The sequence below is a fragment of the Mycobacterium sp. genome, from assembly GCF_049585075.1.
In the GTDB taxonomy this organism is placed as follows: Bacteria; Actinomycetota; Actinomycetes; order Mycobacteriales; family Mycobacteriaceae; genus Mycobacterium.
The window spans coordinates 13,097-32,613 of sequence record NZ_JBAUZA010000037.1 but is presented as its reverse complement, the minus strand read 5'-3'; the positions used below and the strand labels follow the sequence as shown (position 1 = coordinate 32,613).

The following is a 19,517-nucleotide window of genomic DNA, read 5'->3' as shown; positions in this document are numbered from 1 at the left end:
CACTGAGCCTGTCGGCAGGTAAGCACGCTTGATGGGACAGGTCGCACGTATTCGCCGCGCCATATTCATGCGTCACGCGAACCCGTGGAGCGCCTGGACACGCTGGGCGAGCACGCCGCTGGTGCTGCTGCCGGTGTGGACGCGTCGTCGCAGCCACGCAGTGCTGGTCGCGGCCTGGCTAGCGGTCAACCCTGTCGTGTTTCCGAAAGTCACTGAGGAAACCAATTGGGCGACCCGCGCGATGCTTGGCGAGGAACTGTGGATCACCAACCGGCCCAGGGACTCCGCCGCCGCATTGAGCGCCGTGACCTCAGTGATCGCCGTTGCGGCAATCGTCGCCGCGCGTCAACGTCGGCCCGTCCTGGCCGCGGTCGCTACCGCGGTGCAAATGGCATTGACGCTGGTGTACTGGCAACAAATGGTTCGCTACCTGGACCGCCACGGGTAACGTGAAACCATGCCCGACGAGCCAGACAGCGACCCTGGATACGACAATTCTGGTGTACCGACATTCGAATCGGTCCGCGAGAAGATCGAGACTCGATACGGGACCTCAATCGGCGCAGCCGAATTGGATGCCGAGACTCCCGAAGGCCGCGACGTGGAGGAGCAATACGAGGAGCGGCAGCGGGCGGCTGCCGAGCGACTGGCCCAAATCCGTAAATCGATGGGCGAGGGCGGCTAGGCGCTGACCTTTCGCCGCCGGTTTGACCGACGCGGTGCACTGGCCGATACCCCAGTGCCGCTGAGGGTTTCGGCGAGGAACTTGCCGGTGTAGCTTTCCGGTATCGCTGCGATGTCCTCGGGTGCGCCCTCGGCGACGATGGTTCCGCCTTCGGCACCGCCCTCCGGCCCCATGTCGATGATCCAGTCCGACGTCTTGATCACGTCCAGGTTGTGTTCGATGACGATCACCGTATTGCCTTTGTCGACAAGGCCGTTGATGACGTCAAGCAACTTGCGGATGTCGTCGAAATGCAAACCGGTGGTGGGCTCGTCGAGGATGTAGACGGTGCGCCCAGTGGAGCGCTTCTGTAACTCCGACGCCAGCTTCACGCGCTGGGCCTCACCGCCGGACAGCGTTGGCGCGGGCTGACCGAGCCGGACATAGCCCAGGCCGACATCGACCAGGGTCTGGAGATACCGATGGATGCCGGTGATCGGCTGGAAGAACTCCGCGGCCTCCTCAATCGACATATCCAGAACCTCGGCGATAGTCTTGCCCTTGTAATGCACCTCGAGGGTTTCCCGGTTGTAGCGGGCGCCCTGACACACCTCGCACGGCACGTACACGTCGGGCAGGAAGTTCATCTCGATCTTGATGGTGCCGTCGCCGGTGCACGCCTCGCAGCGTCCGCCTTTGACGTTGAACGAGAACCGGCCCGGTTGATAGCCGCGGACCTTGGCCTCGGTGGTTGCGGCGAAAAGGGTGCGGATCTTGTCGAAGACCCCGGTATAGGTAGCCGGGTTGGATCGCGGTGTGCGACCGATCGGTGACTGGTCGACGCGCACCAGCTTGTCCACGTGGTCCAGGCCGGTGACGCGGACATGCCGGCCCGGGACCTGCCGGGCGCCGTTGAGCCTGTTGGCCAGCACCGCGGCCAGGATGTCGTTGACGAGCGTCGACTTGCCGGACCCGGATACGCCGGTGACGGACGTCAGCACGCCGAGCGGAAACGACACGTCGATGTTGCGCAGGTTGTGCTCGTGGGCACCGATGACTGTGAGCCGACGACGCTTGTCAACAGGCCGCCGGATCGCCGGAGTTTCGATGCTTTGCTGGCCGGACAGATAGGCACCGGTGATCGATTCTTTGTTGCGCAGCAACTCGCCATAGGTTCCGCTGTGCACGATGCGGCCGCCGTGCTCGCCGGCGCGGGGCCCGATGTCGACGATCCAGTCGGCGTGCGCGATGGTGTCCAAGTCGTGCTCGACGACGATCAGCGTATTGCCCAAATCCCTTAACCGGGTGAGGGTTTCGATGAGTCGCCGGTTGTCGCGCTGGTGTAGGCCAATAGACGGCTCGTCGAGTACATACAGCACTCCCACCAGACCGGAGCCGATCTGGGTGGCCAGCCGAATCCGTTGCGCCTCACCGCCGGACAGCGTTGCCGCCGCGCGGGACAGCGACAAATACTCCAGCCCGACGTCGAGCAAAAAGCCGAGCCTCGACTGGATTTCTTTGAGCACCTGCCCGGCGATCGCTTGTTCGCGGGTACCGAGAGTAAGCGCGTTCAGGAAGTCCGCGCAGTCCGAGATGGACAGTTCGCAGACGTCGGCGATGGACTTTTTGCCGTGCTTGCCCGCGGCCAGGGTGACCGCCAGGATCTCCGGCTTGAGCCGAGTGCCCTCACACACCGGGCACGGCACGTCGCGCATGAAGCCCTCGTAGCGCTCCTTCATCAGCTCGGATTCGGTCTGGTCCATCTTGCGCTGCAGGAACGCCAGCACGCCTTCGAAGTCGGCGTAGTAGGACCGGGTACGGCCGTAACGGTTGCGGTAGCGGACGTGCACCTGCTCGTCGCAGCCCTCCAGGATCGCCTTGCGCGCCTTGGCCGGTAGCTTGCGCCAGGGTGTGTTGACGTCGAAGCCCATCGACTCGCCGAGGCTGGCCATCATCCGGGTGAAGTACTCCGCGGTGTGGCCCATCGACCACGGCGCGACCGCGCCGTCGGCCAGCGTGCGATCCGGGTCGGGCACCACCAGGTCGGGGTCGACCTCCTTGCGGATCCCCAGGCCGACGCACTCCGGGCAGGCACCATACGGCGAGTTGAACGAGAACGACCGCGGCTCCAGGTCGTCGACGGCCAGCGAGTGCCCGTTGGGGCAGGCGAGCTTCTCGGAGAACCGCTGCTCCCGGTTGTGCGCATCATGCTCGTGATCGACAAACTCGAGCACCACGATCCCGTCGGCCAAATTCAGCGCGGTTTCCACCGAATCGGTAAGCCGCTGCTTGGCGGTGAGCTTGACCGTCAGGCGGTCCACCACCACCTCGATATCGTGCTTTTCCTGCTTCTTCAGCTTGGGCGGATCGGTCAGCGAATGCACCACGCCGTCGACCCGGACGCGGCTGTAACCCTGCGCGTTGAGCTTCTCGAAGAGGTCAGCGAACTCGCCCTTGCGGGTGCGCACCACCGGGGCGAGCACCTGGAATCGGGTACCTTCGGGCATCGCCAGCACCTGATCAACGATTTGTTGCGGCGTCTGCCGGGCGATCCGCTCATCGCAGACCGGGCAATGCGGGGTGCCCGCGCGCGCATACAACAGCCGCAGGTAGTCGTACACCTCGGTGATCGTCCCGACCGTCGACCGCGGGTTGCGGTTAGTCGACTTCTGGTCGATGGACACCGCCGGCGACAGCCCTTCGATGAAGTCGACGTCGGGCTTGTCCATCTGCCCCAAGAACTGCCGGGCGTAGGCCGACAGCGACTCGACGTAGCGTCGTTGTCCCTCGGCAAAAATCGTGTCGAACGCCAGCGACGACTTGCCTGAACCGGACAGCCCGGTAAAAACAATCAGCGCGTCGCGCGGCAAATCAAGATCGACACTGCGTAGGTTGTGCTCGCGCGCACCCTTGACGATCAGGCGGTCAGCCACCGGGTCCCTTCCGGGTCGTTCAGCGGTCATTGTGGACGGCAATGTGGACGGCTCATCACACACGTCATTCCCATGCTATGTGCCCATACCGACAAGCAGCAGCGGACCAGTACCGTGACGGTTATGACGACCGTCGACGACAACTACACCGGGCACGTCGAGCCTGGTACCGCCGCCCGCCGGACCCTGCCCGGCGCCACCATCGTGAAAGCATCGGTGGGCCCCATGGACAACAACGCCTACCTGGTGACGTGTTCCGCGACCGGGGAGACGCTGCTGATCGACGCGGCCAACGACGCCGACGTGCTCATCGACCTGGTGCGTAGCCACGCCCCGAAGGTGTCCCTGATCGTCACCAGCCACCAGCATTTCGACCACTGGCAGGCGCTGGAAGCCTTGGCGCAGGCCACCGGCGCGCCGACCGCCGCCCACGAGATCGACGCCGACCCGCTGCCGGTGAAGCCGGACCGCCTGCTCGCGGGCGGCGACACCGTGCAGATCGGTGAGCTGACGTTCGAGGTCATCCATTTGCGCGGCCATACGCCGGGATCCGTTGCACTGGCCCTTGACGGTCCCGCCACCGGTGATGTCACCCAGCTGTTCACCGGCGACTGCCTGTTCCCCGGCGGCGTCGGCAAAACCTGGCAGCCCGGCGACTTCACTCAGCTGCTCGAGGACGTCACCACCCGAGTGTTCGACGTCTATGGCGACTCCACCGTCATCTATCCCGGCCACGGTGACGACACCACGTTGGGCGCCGAGCGCCCGAGCCTGGCAGGGTGGCGCGAGCGCGGCTGGTAAGCCGCGCGAAAAGCGGTGCAGCGCCTGAACTTAGCCGCGATGACGGGCGCTGATGGTTACGCGGTGGTGTGCACGATCAGCACGTCGACCTTGGCCCGGCGCGAGACATTGGCAGGCACCGATCCCAGTAGCCGGCCCGCGATCGTGCTCAGACCGACGTTGCCGACGACGAGCAGATCGGCGTTGACCTCTTCCGCCAACCCCACCAGCGCGTCGACCGGAGCGCCGACGATCGGCCGTTCCTCGACGTTCTTGGCGCCGGCGGCGTGCGCCCGATCCTTGGCCTCCTGCAAAATTGCATAGATCGGGGCGGCGCCCTGCGTCTTATAGCCCTCATCTTTCAGGAGGTCGGCGGCCCGGGGGTCCTCCGCTTGGGGCAAATACGCCGACGCGACGATCAGCTTCGCGTCTGCTCCCGCGATGTGGCCAGCCCGGTCCACCGCGCGCAGCGACGAGTCCGAGCCGTCGGTTCCTACCACCACGGTCCGATAGGCGCTCATTTACCCTCCCAGGTGTCGGTTGCTACGCCAACCCAAGACAGTATCGCTTTGCCGGAGGGAGATGGCCGGATTGAGACACGCCGACGCAGTGGTGGTTCGGCAGGACCCCACCCGGCCGCGGGCGCTTGCGGACCCCCGTCCCGGTGGCAGGTCACCGACACGTATCCAATACCGCTTAAATCCATTGAGGTGCAGCGTAATTGGCTGGGACGCGACACCATGGGTCAGTTGGCATGCCGCAATTTCGCGCAGCGGTAGGGATTATGACCAGGCAAGACGGGTAATTAGGTTCACGACAGGGCCTTTACAGTGACACACATCATGATCACCCCGACAATCGACGAGCCCAAGGCGGCTGTCGCGGCGAGCTACTCGCGTCCAGAGCGTCGTGGCAGGCTGCTCGACCCGCTTGCGGTCGCGTTGCTGGCCGCCGTCGTCAGTGGCGCCGCGGCAAGCCGCCCGTCGCTGTGGTTCGACGAAGGGGCGACCATCTCCGCGTCGGCGAGCCGCTCGCTGTCTGAGCTGTGGCGGTTGCTGAGCCACATCGACGCCGTGCACGGCCTGTACTACCTGGTGATGCATGGCTGGTTCGCTGTGTTTCCGCCGACCGAATTTTGGTCGCGGGTCCCGAGCTGTCTGGCGATCGGGCTGGCAGCCGCCGGCGTCGTGGTCTTCACCAAGCAATTCTCGTCGCGTGCGGCCGCGGTGTGCGCGGGCGTCGTTTTCGCGATCTTGCCACGCGTGACGTGGGCCGGCGTCGAAGCCCGGTCCTATGCCTTCACCGCAATCGCCGCAATCTGGCTGACCGTGTTACTGATCACCGCGATACGGCGAAACAAATGGTGGCTGTGGCTGTTCTACGCAGTCGCGTTGATGCTGTCGATCCTGCTCAACATCTACCTGGTGTTGCTGGTGCCGACCTACGCCGTCGTCACACCGGTAGTCGGGCGGCGCAAATCCGTAGTGGTCTGGTGGGCCGCCACTACCGCGGTGGCGGTGGCGGCGATGACGCCGTTCATGTTGTTCGCACATGGCCAGAGATTTCAGGTCGCCTGGATATCCCGTCTCAATTGGCACAACGCGATCGACGTTCTGCAACATCAGTTTTTCGAGAACAGCGTGCCGTTCGCGATATTGGCGGCGGTCCTTCTGGTGGCCGCGATCGCCTTTCGATTCACCGGGCGATGGGAACCGGACCGCGATAGCCGGCTGCTGCTAATCGTGTGCGCGGCGTGGATTGTGGCGCCCACCGCGGTCAGCCTGATTTATTCGGCGTTCGAACCGTTCTACTATCCGCGGTATCTGTTCTTCACCACGCCCGCGATGGCCGTGATACTGGCCGTCTGCATCGTCGCGGTCGCCGGTAAACCTCGGTGGATTGCCGGCGTGCTGGTATTGCTTGTCGCAGCGGCCTTCCCGAATTACCTTCTGTCGCAACGACAGCCGTATGCCAAAGAGGGCTGGGATTACAGCCAGGTCGCTGACGTGATCAGCGCCCACGCCGCGCCCGGGGATTGCTTGCTGGTCGACAACACGGTGGGTTGGCTACCCGGTCCGATCCGTGCCCTGCTCGCTACCCGCCCGGCGGCCTTCGCGCCGTTGGTCGACATCGGCCGCGGTCACCGTGGACCCGAACGCGGCACCCTCTGGGACGGACACGTGGCGGTGTGGCTGGTGGTCGGTCGGCTATACCAATGCACCACGCTGTGGACGATTTCCACGCATGACACCACCTTCCCGGATCACCAGAGCGGAACGTCGCTGCTGCCGGGAAAGGTGCTTGGACGCGCTCCGGCCTACCTGACGCCGAAGCTGGTGGGGTTCCGTATCGTCGAGCGCTGGCAATTCCATCGCACCCAGGTCATCAAATCGGTGCGCTGACGAAAGTCGCTGGCTAGGTTGGTCGCTACAGAGCCGAGACGATATCTGTCATCAGGTTGCTGAAGTCCGCTAACGCCGTGGTTGGGTCGAACAGTCCGCTGATATCCGTCGCGAATGTGCTCAGATCTGGCAGGCCAAGCGACGCACCGCTCACCAAGGTGTCCGCCACGTCGCTCAGGCTCGCGGCGCTGGCCGCCGGAGCTCCGATATCCGTTGCGATGGCTTGCAGCGCAAGGATGATGTTCTCGACGCTGCCGAAGCCCACGCTCGGGCCGGTGAGCAATCCTCCGGAGGGATCAAGCGTGCAAGCATCGCACTCGATCGGATAACCGTTGAGGAAATATAAAATTGTGGCTGCTGTGGCAATTGTTACTGGCTGTGATCGCAATTTCGGAAGCTCGTGTCGGTTCAGCGCTGTGGGCGGGTTGCGCGGTAAGAGGCCACTGCACCCACCGCGCCCAGCGCTGCGAACACGACAAACAACCAACGCGCGGCGACGACCGCACCGCCGTGCGCGCTGTTGACCACGACGCCGGCCACGCCCGCGCCGAACGCTCCGGAGATCAGCTGCACGGTGTTGATCGCCGCGGCCGCGGCCCCACCCTCTTTCGCATAGTCGACGCATTGCATCGCCCATGCCGATAGGTGCGGCCATCCCGCGCCGATGCCGATCCCGGTGATCACCAGCGCCACCGCCCACAGCACGGCGACTCCCACCGACGCGTTCTCCACCTGGGTGGCCGCGGCTAACGCGAGGCCCGCGGCCATGATCAGCGGCGCGCCGCCGACTACGCGGGCGATGACGCGACTGCTGCTCAGCGATGCACTGACGATCTCGCTGACCGTCCAACCGACCGCCAGCGCAGCACCCAGAAAGCCCGCCACCACCGGAACGAGATGCGCCAGGCGTTGCCCGAACAATGGCACATACATGTCGACCATCGCCGAAGCCATCAGCACCGCCATCGTCAGGTAGATCCACTTCAGCGGGCCGGAACGAAATACGCTGGGCGGCAACACCGCAACCGACGTCCGCCGGTCGACCACAACAAACACAGCCACCAAAAGCACGCTGACCGCAAGCAACGCGGCCGTCGCGACACCGTTGTGCGGAACCTGCGCGACGCTGACCGTAAGTGCCGCGGCCCCCAACAGCAGCAGCGACCACACCGGGATTTTCAGCGACGCCGCGGCGTTTGGATCGCCTCGGCCCGCGGGCAGCACCACTGGAACCAGCGCGGCCATCGCCGCGGTCAGCATCGCCACCGCACCGAATGCCCAACGCCACAGCCCGAACTGCGCAAAAAAGCCGCCGGTTGGCGGCCCCACAATCGTTGCCACGCCCCACATCGCCGAAACCAGCGCGGAAGCCCGCGTCCACAGCGCTTGGGGCAGCGCCGCGCTGATCACCGCATAGCCCAAACCCGCTAACAGCCCGCCGGCCGCCCCCTGCAAAGTGCGACCGGCCAACAGCACCTCCATATTGGAAGCCACCGCGCAGACCACACTGCCGATCCCGAAGACGGTCAGTCCCAGCAGATATGACAAACGCGCCCCGAAACGCAGCAGCGCCGCGTTGACGGCAGCGGCCGCCACCACCGATCCGACCAAGTACAAGGTTGTCACCCAGGCAAAGAGTCGTTCGCCGCCGATTTCGGCGACGGTGCTGGGCAGCAGGCTGATGGTCAGGAACTCGTTGGTGGCATAGAGCGCCACACCACCGGCGAGCAGCGTCGAGGTGCCCAGGTACCGGTGGCCCAGCAGCACACGCCAACTGCCGGGGGTTTCGGCGATACTCATCGCGTCGGTCACGGGCACCACGGTATGAGCTCAACGACGGTCGAGTTCAAGGCGCCGATCACTTCAGCCCGGCCGCATCCATTCCGCGCAGTTCTTTCTTCAGGTCGGCGATCTCGTCGCGGAATCGGGCGGCCAGCTCGAATTGCAAGTCCCGCGCCGCGGCCATCATCTGCTCGGTGAGGTCTTTGATCAGGTCGGCCAGTTCGGCGCGAGGCATGCTGGCCGTGTCGCGGCCCTCGAACACGCCGGCGCTGATAACCCGACCGGGCGCGCCCTGGGCTCGCCGGCCGCGCGACGCGTTGCGTCCGGATCCGCCGATCTCGACCGCATCGGTATCGTCCGCCTCGCGGTACACCTGGTCGAGGATGTCGGCGATCTTCTTGCGCAGTGGTTGCGGGTCGATGCCCCTGGCCTCGTTGTAGGCGATCTGCTTTGCCCGCCGACGTTCGGTCTCGTCGATGGCCTCTTTCATCGAGTCGGTCATCTTGTCGGCGTACATGTGCACTTCGCCGGACACGTTGCGTGCGGCGCGGCCGATGGTCTGGATCAGGCTGCGCGACGACCGCAGGAAGCCTTCCTTATCGGCGTCGAGGATCGCCACCAGCGATACCTCCGGCAGGTCGAGGCCCTCCCGCAACAGGTTGATGCCGACCAGCACGTCGTAGTCACCCAGCCGCAATTGGCGCAGCAATTCCACCCGGCGCAGGGTGTCGACCTCGGAGTGCAGGTAGCGCACCCGGATACCCATTTCCAGCAGGTAATCGGTGAGGTCTTCGGCCATCTTCTTGGTCAGCGTCGTCACCAACACGCGCTCATCGGCGTCGGTGCGTTTGCCGATCTCACCGATCAGGTCGTCGATCTGGCCCTTGGTGGGCTTGACGACGACCTTCGGGTCGACCAGGCCGGTGGGCCGGATCACCTGCTCGACGAACTCGCCACCGGTCTGGCTGAGTTCGTAGGGGCCCGGCGTGGCCGACAGATACACTGTCTGCCCGATCCGGTCGGCGAACTCTTCCCAGGTCAGTGGCCGGTTGTCGACCGCCGACGGCAACCGGAAACCGTATTCGACCAGGTTGCGCTTGCGGGACATGTCGCCCTCATACATGCCGCCGATTTGCGGGACGGTCACATGCGACTCGTCGATGACGAGCAGGAAGTCCTCCGGGAAGTAGTCGAGCAGCGTCGCCGGCGCCGAGCCGACGGGACGCCCGTCGATGTGCCGCGAGTAGTTCTCGATACCCGAGCAGAATCCGACTTGGCGCATCATCTCGATGTCGTAGTTGGTGCGCATCCGCAGCCGTTGCGCCTCCAGAAGCTTGCCCTGGCCCTCCAGCTCGGCCAGCCGCTCAGCGAGCTCTTCTTCGATGGTGGAGATCGCGTGGGCCATCCGCTCAGGGCCGGCCACGTAATGCGTGGCCGGGAAGATCCGCAGCGAGTCGACCTTGCGGATCACCTCGCCTGTCAGCGGATGCAGGTAGTACAGCGCCTCGATCTCGTCGCCGAAGTACTCGATGCGGACGGCCAATTCCTCGTAGGACGGAATGATCTCGACGGTGTCGCCGCGCACCCGGAACGAGCCACGGGTGAAGGACAGGTCATTGCGGCTGTACTGGACGTCGACCAGCAGCCGCAGCAGCCCGTCGCGGGGCACTTCGCTGCTCACCTGCAGCTCGACGGAGCGGTCCAGGTAAGACTGCGGCGTGCCCAGGCCGTAGATGCACGAGACCGACGCGACCACCACGACATCGCGACGAGACAGCAACGCTGACGTCGCCGAGTGCCGCAGCCGCTCCACGTCATCATTGATTGAGCTGTCCTTTTCGATGTAGGTGTCGGTCTGCGCGATGTACGCCTCGGGCTGGTAGTAGTCGTAGTACGAGACGAAGTATTCGACGGCGTTGTGCGGCAACATCTCTCGAAGCTCGTTGGCCAACTGCGCGGCCAGCGTCTTGTTGGGCGCCATCACCAGGGTCGGGCGCTGCAGCCGCTCGATGAGCCATGCGGTCGTAGCCGACTTTCCGGTACCGGTGGCACCCAGCAGCACCACGTCGTGCTCACCCGCCAAAAGCCGGCGCTCCAACTCGTTGATCGCCGCAGGCTGGTCACCGGCCGGCGCGTGGGGGCTGACCACCTCGAAGCGCCCACCGGCACGCACCATGTCCTCGACAGGGCGATATTCGGAGTGCGCGACAATCGGATGCTCGGTAGCGAACGCCATGTTCCCAGGGTAAGCGGGTCTACCGACAACCTGCGGGTGCTATCCGTGCTGACGGGTTCCACACCCGGCGTGTCGGGTCGGGTTCGATTAGATTCCGTGTTGTGTGGCGGGATAGTCCCGGGGACCGGCCGGGTCGACCAGCTGTCCCGGCCGATGCCGGCGCGCTGGCCGTGTTCCACGCTGGCTTTCTACGCTGGAAGATCCGGTTTCGCCGATGATCCCGGTCAGGTGACGTCATCCATCCGCCCAAGCACGAGACGTTCGACCTTGACGCCCGCACCAACACCGATCCGAAAGGCATCGTGCGGGCGGTGGATGAGTTCGTCGTCCGGCCCTGGGGCCTTTACCTGGCCCGCCCAACACCTGGCCGGGCGCAGTTTTACTACCTGGAGTCCTGGTTGTTGCCGTCGCTGGGTCTGCGGGCAACGGTTTTCCATTTCAACCCCGGCCACGAACGCGACCATGACTATTACCTCGACGTCGGCGAATACACGCCCGGTCTGGTCGTGTGGCGTTCCGAGGACCATTACCTCGATCTCGAGGTGCGCACCGGCCGTGGCGCCGATTTAGCCGACATCGATGAGTTGTTGGGAGCCGTCCGGTACGGCCTGCTGACCCCCGAGGTCGGCGAGCAGGCGGTGCGGCGGGCGGTCGCCGCCGTCGACGGGCTGTCCCGACACGATTACGACCTGCAGCGTTGGCTGGCAGCTGACGGCATGAACCTCACCTGGCGTTAGCTACTGCGACGTGCTTCGTCGCGGTCGGTCGCGGTCTCGAGCAGCGTCTCGAATAGTGCCCGGTAGTGCACGAAGGCCTTCCGCTGCTGCTCAGTGCTGCCGTTATGCCGGTGCGAGGTGTGGATGCTGTGGGCGACGCGGTAGTTCTCCACCACGTGCGGGTGGTCCACCGAGATGTCTGCGACCTGCTGGTGGAAATCGTCTACCCGATAGCCCCGCTGGCGCATCACCTCGGTCACCAAACGATCGGCAACTCCGACGGCGGCTGCGGGGTTGTCCACGAAACCGTTTTGCACCTCTATCCACCGGGCGGTGAAATCCGAAAGGGCCGAAGGCGTCAACGGAACAATGTCGAGCTTGTCCCGCTTGGATTCCCGCGTCGTGAGTTCCCGCTTGGCGACTTTCTCGCTTCCCGTCTCGGCCACTAGGCGCTCGTACTCGCCGCCGTAGCGCTGTTTGAGTCGCATAGTTTTTCTGCGGCTCGTAATGACGATTGCCGAGGCGATCACCACCACGATCACCACGACGACGGCAAACGCGATTTCGATCCAAAGCCAAACGGCCATCACCGGCTCCTTTCGTACATACGTCAAATAACCCGACCGACGCCGGCGCAAACGTCACTTTGTGGGGTGCGGGTGCAAGCGCGTCGTACGGTGCCCCGTGCGGCGATCACAGGAACTATTGGAGTTTCTGGATCTGGTCCGGGCGGGTACTTGCCAGGCATGAGTCTGAGCGAATACCGACGCAAGCGGCGGTCGGGCCGCAGCCCGGAGCCACGCGGACGACAACGACGGCGCCGGGGAGCCGGCCGCTCCGGCAAGTCCGACCCGGGGCCACGTTTCGTCATCCAGCACCACGCGGCGCGCAGCGACCACTACGACTTTCGCCTCGAGATCGGCGGCCTGCTGGTGTCCTGGGCGATCCCCAAAGGGCCCTCGACAAACCCGGAGGACCGGCGAATGGCACGCCGCACCGAGGACCACCCGTTGGAATACGCAGAGTTCGAGGGAGTGATTCCGGACGGCGAGTACGGTGCCGGCAGCGTCATTGTCTGGGACCACGGCACTTACGCCAACCGGACCGAGCATGAAATGACCAGGTGTCTAAGTCGCGGACACCTGTCGTTTTGCCTGCATGGCGAAAAGCTGCACGGCGGTTATGCACTGACCCGGATTCGGGAGGGCAAGAACGAGACGTGGCTGCTGCTCAAGCGCAGAGATGAAGAGGGCTCTGAAAACACCGCCGAGCAGAATCCCGTCCGAACCCAGCCGGAGTCGGTGCTGTCAGGCCGTACGCTCGACGAGTTGTCGTGACCGGCCTCGCCGGCCTGCCCGACTCGGTGCGCTCAGCATTGCGGGACGAGCGGGTGCCGGACTGGCGAGCCCCCACCCTGGCCACACTGACCGAAAAGCGGTTCTCCGACCCCGGCTGGATCTTCGAGCGCAAGTTCGACGGGATGCGTTGTCTGGGGTTTCGCGACGGTGACCGAGTGCGGCTGCTATCGCGAAACCACCAGTCGCTCAACGGAACTTACCCAGAACTGGTCGACGCGCTCGCTGCGCAACACGCTACCAGGTTCGTGGTGGATGGCGAGGTTGTGGCGTTCGATGGGCGCCGCACCAGCTTCGCCCGGCTGCAGGGCCGTCTAGGCATCACCAACGCGGAGGCGGCACGGGCATCACCGATCCATGTTTACTACTACCTTTTCGACCTGCTGCACCTGGATGGCAAGTCCACCATCGGCATTCCGTTGTCCTGGCGCAAGCGCTTGCTACGCAACGCTATTCAATTCAGCGATCCGCTGCGCAACACCCCGCACCGCGTCGAAGATGGCATAGCCGCCTATCGGGCAGCATGCCAACGCGGCGACGAAGGGGTGATTGCCAAACTCGCGGATGCGTCGTATGACGGCGGCCGCTCGCCGAACTGGCTGAAATTCAAGTGCGTCCGCGATCAGGAGTTCGTCGTCGGCGGCTACACCGCTCCCAAAGGCAGCCGGATCGGGTTGGGTGCGCTGCTGCTCGGCTACCACGACGGCCGCGACCTGGTTTTCGCCGGAAAGGTGGGTACCGGCTTTGACCAAGCCACGCTGCGCAGCCTGCACAAGCGGCTGTCGGCCATCGAACGAGACGCGCCGCCGTTCACCCGCGGCTTGAAGCATGAAGCCGACGCCCGGTGGGTGGATCCAGAGTTGGTCGCCCAGATCGGTTTCACCGAGTGGACACGCGACGGCAAGCTACGCCATCCCCGCTACCAGGGTCTGCGTACCGACAAGAACGCGGCGGAAGTCGTAAGGGAGACCCGCTGACGCCCCGCTGCCCAATCTCTAGGGCTATGGCGTTCTAGGGCCGCCAACCCGATCGGTCGGCCCAGTCCCACGCCCGGCCGTATGCCTCGGAGAACCACGGCTCCTTGACCGCCAGATACCGTTCGATGTCTCCGTCCGGGGATGCTGCCTGCTCCGCACTGCGTTTGACAGCCAGGTACTCGTCGCGGACTTCGGGATTGGCTTTCAGCCAGTCGACGAACAGCAGGGCGAATTGCTGATCGGGCCAGCCGTCCACCCGCAGGTGTACCAATGTCGGGCGTCCGGGATCTGCCGACGCATGAAGCCGCTTGTGCCACAACGTCGGATCGTCATTGTGGTCGTAGCGGTTTACGGTGCTGCGGGCATCGGCCTTGATGATGTCGCTGCAGACGTTCTCGACGCGTGGATAACCCGCGGATAGTAAGGCGGCATCGAGTTCGTCTGCCACCGCGAGAGATTCGACGGTGATCTGAATGTCGATCGCGTCCTTCGCGGCCAGCCCGGGAACCGCGGTGGAACCGATGTGATCAACGCGCGACGCCTTTGCGCCACACGCGGCCTTGAGACGGGCGAGGATGCGCGCAGCCTGGTCGGGCCAGGCCCGATCGGCCGGCACCAGTCGGACTGCGGCGCGAACGACGCGACCAGCGCTGAGATTGTTGGCGAACGGCATGATGCGCATGTCCCACACCGCACGAGCGCGCTCGGCCAACGCTTCTGGGGTACTCGAATTGTCCAGCCAGACATCGGCAACCGCGCGACGCTGGTCGTCGGTAGCCTGTGCGGCGATACGCGCGCGGGCGTCGTCCTCAGCCATGCCGCGCTGGTCGACCAGCCGCGCCATCCGCAGTTCCGCGTCGGCGTACACCACGACGACCAATGGGAACAGCGGTGACATCCCCGATTCCACCAGCAGCGGAATGTCCTCCACCACCACCGAATCGTCCGGCACCGCGGCGATCAGCTCGGCACGACGCTTACCCACCAGCGGATGAACGATTCCATTAAGGGTTTTGCGGGTGGCCTCGTCTTTGAATGCCTTGGCCGCCAACGCCGGACGATCCAGTGCGCCGTCGGGCAGCAGAATGTCGTCGCCAAACGCGTCGACGAGTGCCGCCAATCCTTCGGTGCCTGGCTCGACCACCTCGCGGGCGATCACATCACCGTCGACAACCACTCCGCCGCACTGCGAAAAGGTGGACGACACCGCCGACTTACCGGCGCCGATGCCGCCGGTCAGCCCGATCCGAAGCATGCCTAGTTAGGCGCTGCCGGCGAGCTTCTCCCGCAGGGCGGCGAGTTGCGCGTCGCTGGCCAGCGAGCCGCCGCTCTGCTGTTCTTCGCCCGACGAGCCGTTGCCCTGCGGCCTTTCGGCAGCTTCGGCGTCGGCGGCGGCGAACTTCTCCATCTGCGTGGTGTGCATCTTGTGCCGGCGCTCGGCCTCGGCGTAGCGGGCTTCCCATTCGGTGCGCTGGGTGTCGAAACCCTCGAGCCATTCGTTGGTCTCGGCGTCGAAGCCCTCGGGGAAGATGTAGTTGCCCTGCTCGTCGTAGCTGTCGGCCATGCCGTACTTGGCGGGGTCGAACTCCTCGGTGTAGTCCTCGTTGGCCTGCTTGAGCGACAACGAAATCCGGCGCCGCTCCAGGTCGATGTCGATGACCTTGACCATCGCGTCGTCACCGACGGCGACCACCTGGTCGGGCACCTCGACGTGCCGCTCGGCCAGCTCGGAGATGTGCACCAGACCCTCGATGCCCTCCTCGACACGTACGAACGCGCCGAACGGAACGAGCTTGGTGACCTTGCCCGGCACGATCTGGCCGATGGCATGCGTGCGGGCGAAGTGCCGCCACGGGTCTTCCTGAGTGGCCTTGAGCGACAACGAAACCCGCTCGCGGTCCATGTCGACGTCGAGCACCTCGACGGTGACCTCGTCGCCGACCTGAACCACCTCGGACGGGTGGTCGATGTGCTTCCAGGACAGCTCGGAGACGTGCACCAGACCGTCAACACCACCGAGGTCGACGAACGCGCCGAAGTTGACGATCGAGGACACCACACCCTTGCGGATTGCGCCCTTCTGCAGCTGGTTGAGGAACTCGCTGCGCACCTCGGACTGCGTCTGTTCCAGCCAGGCGCGGCGAGACAGCACCACGTTGTTGCGGTTCTTGTCCAGCTCGATGATCTTGGCTTCGATCTCCTTGCCGATGTACGGCTGCAGATCGCGGACCCGGCGCATCTCGACCAACGAGGCGGGCAAGAAGCCGCGCAGCCCAATGTCGAGGATCAGGCCGCCCTTGACGACCTCGATGACGGTGCCCTTGACGGCCTCGTCCTTCTCCTTGAGTTCCTCGATGGTGCCCCAGGCGCGCTCGTACTGGGCGCGCTTCTTGGACAGGATCAGCCGGCCTTCTTTGTCCTCCTTGGTGAGGACCAGGGCTTCGACCTCATCGCCCACGGAAACGACCTCATTGGGGTCGACGTCGTGCTTGATGGACAGTTCGCGGGAGGGGATTACGCCTTCGGTTTTGTAGCCGATGTCAAGCAGGACCTCGTCCCGGTCAACCTTGACGATTGTCCCTTCGACGATGTCGCCATCGTTGAAGTACTTGATTGTTTTATCGATGGCGGCGAGAAAATCCTCGCTCGAGCCTATGTCGTTGACGGCTACTTGGGGCGAGGTGACGGTGGGACTCGGCATATTGTTGGGTTGCTCCGGACAGGTTGGGGTCGTAGGGATAAAGCGAGTTCGTGTTCGATTGACCGGCTCCTCCTCATCGCGCTACGCGCTCTGCATCGTCACCGGGTACCTGTCGAGGTTACTCGACTGGGCACACGCTGGCCAAACCGCGCCTACTCACGCCGAGCGTGAAGTCAGTACGCAAAAATCGCCAGAATTTCGCAACCGCTTCACGTTCGGCGCCAACTAGCGTTAATGCGCGGCGGTATCCCAGCTGCGGCCATAGCCCACCGAGACCTCCAGCGGCACGTCAAGCGGGTATGCACCGCCCATTTTTTCGCGCACCAACGCCTCAAGCCGCTCCCGCTCACCGTCGGCGACTTCGAACAACAGTTCGTCGTGGACCTGCAGCAGCATCCGAGACGCCAGCCCAGCGGACTTGAGCGCCTTGTCGACCTCGATCATGGCCACCTTGATGATGTCGGCGGCGCTGCCCTGGATCGGCGCATTGAGCGCGGCCCGCTCGGCGGCCTCGCGCACCTGGCGATTGCTGCTGTCCAGCTCGGGCAGATAGCGCCTGCGTCCCAGCACCGTGGAGGTGTAGCCGTCCTTGCGCGCCTGCTCGACGACGTCCATCAGGTAGTCGCGTACTCCGCCGAACCGGGCGAAGTAGGCGTCCATCTGGACTTTGGCCTCTTCGGTGGAGATCTTCAGCTGGGTCGCCAGGCCGTACGCGCTCAGCCCGTAGGCCAGCCCGTACGACATCGCCTTGACGCGGCGGCGCAGCTCGCCGGTCACCTCCTCGATCGGCACCCCAAATGCCCGGGACGCGACGAACGAGTGCAGGTCCTCCCCGGTGTTGAACGCCTCGATCAGGCCAGCGTCACCAGACAGGTGCGCCATGATCCGCATCTCGATCTGGCTGTAGTCAGCCGTCATCAAATCGGTGTAGCCGTCACCGACAACGAAAGCGTCGCGGATCTGGCGGCCGGCGTCGGTGCGGATCGGAATGTTCTGCAGGTTGGGCTCGGTCGACGACAACCTGCCGGTCGCCGCAATGGTCTGGTTGAACGTGGTGTGGATACGGCCGTCGCCTGCCACCGAATTCAGCAGCCCGTCGACGGTCACCTTCAGCCGGGTCACGTCGCGGTGCGTGAGCAAATGCTGCAGGAACGGATGCCCGGTCTTGTCGAACAGCGACTGCAGCGCGTCCGCGTCGGTGGTGTATCCGGTCTTCGTTCGCTTGGTCTTGGGCATCTCCAGCTCGTCAAACAGCACTACCTGCAACTGTTTTGGCGAGCCGAGGTTGATCTGCTTTCCGATAACCGCGTATGCCGCCTCGGCGGCATCACGGATCTGGTCACCGAATTGGCTTTGCAGCTCGGTCAACTGGTTCAGATCGACGGCGATACCCACGGCCTCCATGCCCGCCAACACGCCTTGCACCGGCAGTTCCATCTCGGCCAGCAGCGAGGTGGAGTCGATGCGGGTCAGTTCGGCGTCCAGCGCATCGGCGAGGTCCACCACCGCGCGAGCCCGCAGCACCGCGGTCTGCACGGCTTGATCATCGACCCCGTCTGTGTCGTCGAGCAGTGAAAGCTGCTGCTGTTCAGACGTTTCCGCTCGCAGCTCGCGACGCAAGTAGCGTAGCGACAGGTCGTCGAGGGTGAAGCTGCGCTGCCCGGGGCGCACGAGGTAGGCGGCCAGCGCGGTGTCGGAGCTGACTCCGTTCACGGTCCAGCCGCGCCCGGCGAGGTCGTGGATGGCTAACTTGGCTTCGTGCAAGGCTTTCGGCTTCTCGGGGTCGGCGAGCCACGTTGCCAGCGCGGAGTCGTCGTCCGGTGTCAAAGTCGTGGTGTCGATGTAGCCGCCGTCACCGTCCGCGGCGGCAATGGCCAGCGCGGTCGCGTCACCGTCGTATGGCAGATGCGTGCCCACCACCGCCAGCCCCGATCGGCGTCCGTCGGCGACGTGCTCAGCCAGCCACGGCCCGACCGTGCCGGGCTCCAGCAGTCCCCCGCGCACGTCGAATCCCTCGTCGACCTCGGGTTCGACGGCGGCCAGCGTCTCGAACAGCCGATCGCGCAGCACCCGGAATTCCAGCTGGTCGAACAGCTGGTGAATCTGGTCGCGGTCCCACGGCTGCACCCGCAGTGTGTCAGGCGTCTGCGCCAGCGGCACGTCACGGACCAGGTCGGTCAGCTCCCGGTTGAGCACCACGCTGGCCAGATGCTCGCGCAGCGCATCACCGACCTTGCCGCGCACCGAGTCGGCATTGTCGACCAACGCCTGCAGCGACCCGTACTCGATGATCCATTTCGACGCCGTCTTCTCGCCCACCCCGGGAATGCCGGGCAAGTTGTCGCTCGGGTCGCCGCGCAGCGCCGCAAAGTCGGGATATTGCGTGGGGGTCAACCCATATTTTTCGACGACGGCCTCGGGCGTGAAGCGAGTGAGCTCGCTGACGCCCTTGCGCGGATAGAGCACGGTCACGTCGTCGGTGACCAGCTGCAAGGAATCGCGGTCACCGGTGACCACCAGTACCCGGTAGCCCTCTTTTTCGGCCTGGGTGGCCAATGTGGCGATCAGGTCGTCGGCCTCGAAGCCAGGCTCGGCGAGCACCGTAATACCCAGCGCTGCAAGGACTTCCTTGGTGACGTCGATCTGGCCGTGAAACTCGTCCGGGGTGGATGATCGGTTGGCCTTGTACTCCGGGTAGCGCTCGGAGCGAAAGGTCTGTCGCGACACGTCGAACGCGGCGGCCACATGCGTGGGTGATTCGTCGCGCAACAGGTTGATCAGCATGGCGGTGAACCCGTACACCGCGTTGGTGGTCAGCCCGCCCTGGGTCTTGAAATTCTCCGCGGGCAGCGCGTAGAACGCCCGAAACGCCAGCGAATTGCCGTCCAGCAGCATCAACGTCGGCTTGTCGTCAGCGGCCTGGCCGGCTTCCGTCTTCTTGCTTGCGGTCCTCGCTGGGCTCACCGCCCTA

General features: G+C 64.7%; 16 protein-coding genes. 7 read left to right on the top strand and 9 right to left on the bottom strand.

What is annotated here, in order from left to right:
* The first annotated feature begins 31 nt into the window (after positions 1-31).
* Entirely contained in the window at positions 32-448 is a 417-nt protein-coding gene (locus WB785_RS01890; protein WP_424077003.1) for a DUF6653 family protein, read from the top strand.
* Between the two features lie 9 nt (positions 449-457).
* The gene (locus tag WB785_RS01885) at positions 458-685 is read left to right on the top strand and encodes a hypothetical protein (protein WP_424077002.1); all 228 of its coding nucleotides are present in this window, start codon (positions 458-460) and stop codon (positions 683-685) included.
* Here the strand turns inward: WB785_RS01885 and uvrA are convergent.
* Positions 682-3,597 (bottom strand): excinuclease ABC subunit UvrA, encoded by a 2,916-nt coding sequence (gene uvrA / locus WB785_RS01880; protein ID WP_424077001.1) that lies wholly within the window; start codon positions 3,595-3,597, stop codon positions 682-684. The genes WB785_RS01885 and uvrA overlap by 4 nt on opposite strands.
* 123 nt (positions 3,598-3,720) lie before the next feature.
* On the opposite strand from uvrA, the gene WB785_RS01875 reads away from it, so the two are divergent.
* Positions 3,721-4,398, top strand: coding sequence for an MBL fold metallo-hydrolase (locus WB785_RS01875; protein ID WP_424077000.1), 678 nt, complete (start codon positions 3,721-3,723; stop codon positions 4,396-4,398).
* A gap of 56 nt (positions 4,399-4,454) precedes the next feature.
* Here WB785_RS01875 and WB785_RS01870 read toward each other — a convergent pair whose 3' ends face one another.
* Positions 4,455-4,898 carry a universal stress protein gene (locus tag WB785_RS01870; protein ID WP_424076999.1) on the bottom strand — a complete coding sequence of 148 codons (444 nt, stop codon included), beginning with the start codon at positions 4,896-4,898 and terminating at the stop codon, positions 4,455-4,457.
* Positions 4,899-5,219: 321 nt separating this feature from the next.
* On the opposite strand from WB785_RS01870, the gene WB785_RS01865 reads away from it, so the two are divergent.
* Entirely contained in the window at positions 5,220-6,779 is a 1,560-nt protein-coding gene (locus WB785_RS01865; protein WP_424076998.1) for a glycosyltransferase family 39 protein, read from the top strand.
* A 25-nt stretch (positions 6,780-6,804) separates the two neighbouring features.
* On the opposite strand, the gene WB785_RS01860 is transcribed toward WB785_RS01865, so the two are convergent.
* The 3 genes from WB785_RS01860 to uvrB all read right to left on the bottom strand — a co-directional run bounded on the left by WB785_RS01860 (position 6,805) and on the right by uvrB (position 10,797).
* Entirely contained in the window at positions 6,805-7,044 is a 240-nt protein-coding gene (locus WB785_RS01860; protein WP_424076997.1) for a hypothetical protein, read from the bottom strand.
* A gap of 143 nt (positions 7,045-7,187) precedes the next feature.
* Positions 7,188-8,579, bottom strand: a complete 1,392-nt coding sequence (locus WB785_RS01855; RefSeq protein WP_424077005.1) for an MFS transporter — start codon at positions 8,577-8,579, stop codon at positions 7,188-7,190.
* Between the two features lie 58 nt (positions 8,580-8,637).
* The gene (uvrB, locus tag WB785_RS01850) at positions 8,638-10,797 is read right to left on the bottom strand and encodes an excinuclease ABC subunit UvrB (RefSeq protein WP_424076996.1); all 2,160 of its coding nucleotides are present in this window, start codon (positions 10,795-10,797) and stop codon (positions 8,638-8,640) included.
* Between the two features lie 302 nt (positions 10,798-11,099).
* Here uvrB and WB785_RS01845 point away from each other — a divergent pair, with 302 nt between their 5' ends.
* Positions 11,100-11,534, top strand: a complete 435-nt coding sequence (locus WB785_RS01845; protein WP_424076995.1) for a DUF402 domain-containing protein — start codon at positions 11,100-11,102, stop codon at positions 11,532-11,534.
* Here the strand turns inward: WB785_RS01845 and WB785_RS01840 are convergent.
* On the bottom strand, positions 11,531-12,100 hold the full coding sequence (locus tag WB785_RS01840) for a hypothetical protein (protein ID WP_424076994.1): 570 nt from the start codon (positions 12,098-12,100) through the stop codon (positions 11,531-11,533). The genes WB785_RS01845 and WB785_RS01840 overlap by 4 nt on opposite strands.
* A 159-nt stretch (positions 12,101-12,259) precedes the next feature.
* Between WB785_RS01840 and WB785_RS01835 the strand changes: the two genes are divergently transcribed.
* Complete coding sequence (locus tag WB785_RS01835) at positions 12,260-12,850, top strand: DNA polymerase ligase N-terminal domain-containing protein (protein WP_424076993.1); 591 nt, start codon at positions 12,260-12,262, stop codon at positions 12,848-12,850.
* Positions 12,847-13,845, top strand: a complete 999-nt coding sequence (gene ligD / locus WB785_RS01830; protein ID WP_424076992.1) for a non-homologous end-joining DNA ligase — start codon at positions 12,847-12,849, stop codon at positions 13,843-13,845. Before WB785_RS01835 ends, ligD begins: the two co-directional genes overlap by 4 nt.
* A gap of 34 nt (positions 13,846-13,879) precedes the next feature.
* Here ligD and coaE read toward each other — a convergent pair whose 3' ends face one another.
* From coaE to polA, 3 genes are all read right to left on the bottom strand, one after another.
* On the bottom strand, positions 13,880-15,100 hold the full coding sequence (coaE, locus tag WB785_RS01825) for a dephospho-CoA kinase (protein ID WP_424076991.1): 1,221 nt from the start codon (positions 15,098-15,100) through the stop codon (positions 13,880-13,882).
* Positions 15,101-15,106: 6 nt separating this feature from the next.
* On the bottom strand, positions 15,107-16,546 hold the full coding sequence (gene rpsA / locus WB785_RS01820; protein WP_424076990.1) for a 30S ribosomal protein S1: 1,440 nt from the start codon (positions 16,544-16,546) through the stop codon (positions 15,107-15,109).
* Positions 16,547-16,777: 231 nt separating this feature from the next.
* Positions 16,778-19,441, bottom strand: coding sequence for a DNA polymerase I (gene polA, locus WB785_RS01815; protein WP_424077004.1), 2,664 nt, complete (start codon positions 19,439-19,441; stop codon positions 16,778-16,780).
* Positions 19,442-19,517: the final 76 nt, after the last annotated feature.

What these genes read in the sequence shown, in the direction of transcription:
- polA (WP_424077004.1), bottom strand. Translation starts at nt 19,441, where the DNA reads ATGCTGCTGGACGGCAATTCGCTGGCGTTTCGGGCGTTCTACGCGCTG.
- WB785_RS01870 (WP_424076999.1), bottom strand. Translation starts at nt 4,898, where the DNA reads ATGAGCGCCTATCGGACCGTGGTGGTAGGAACCGACGGCTCGGACTCG.
- WB785_RS01840 (WP_424076994.1), bottom strand. Translation starts at nt 12,100, where the DNA reads ATGGCCGTTTGGCTTTGGATCGAAATCGCGTTTGCCGTCGTCGTGGTG.
- WB785_RS01885 (WP_424077002.1), top strand. Translation starts at nt 458, where the DNA reads ATGCCCGACGAGCCAGACAGCGACCCTGGATACGACAATTCTGGTGTA.
- WB785_RS01890 (WP_424077003.1), top strand. Translation starts at nt 32, where the DNA reads ATGGGACAGGTCGCACGTATTCGCCGCGCCATATTCATGCGTCACGCG.
- uvrB (WP_424076996.1), bottom strand. Translation starts at nt 10,797, where the DNA reads ATGGCGTTCGCTACCGAGCATCCGATTGTCGCGCACTCCGAATATCGC.
- rpsA (WP_424076990.1), bottom strand. Translation starts at nt 16,546, where the DNA reads ATGCCGAGTCCCACCGTCACCTCGCCCCAAGTAGCCGTCAACGACATA.
- coaE (WP_424076991.1), bottom strand. Translation starts at nt 15,100, where the DNA reads ATGCTTCGGATCGGGCTGACCGGCGGCATCGGCGCCGGTAAGTCGGCG.
- WB785_RS01875 (WP_424077000.1), top strand. Translation starts at nt 3,721, where the DNA reads ATGACGACCGTCGACGACAACTACACCGGGCACGTCGAGCCTGGTACC.
- WB785_RS01865 (WP_424076998.1), top strand. Translation starts at nt 5,220, where the DNA reads ATGATCACCCCGACAATCGACGAGCCCAAGGCGGCTGTCGCGGCGAGC.
- WB785_RS01855 (WP_424077005.1), bottom strand. Translation starts at nt 8,579, where the DNA reads ATGAGTATCGCCGAAACCCCCGGCAGTTGGCGTGTGCTGCTGGGCCAC.
- WB785_RS01835 (WP_424076993.1), top strand. Translation starts at nt 12,260, where the DNA reads ATGAGTCTGAGCGAATACCGACGCAAGCGGCGGTCGGGCCGCAGCCCG.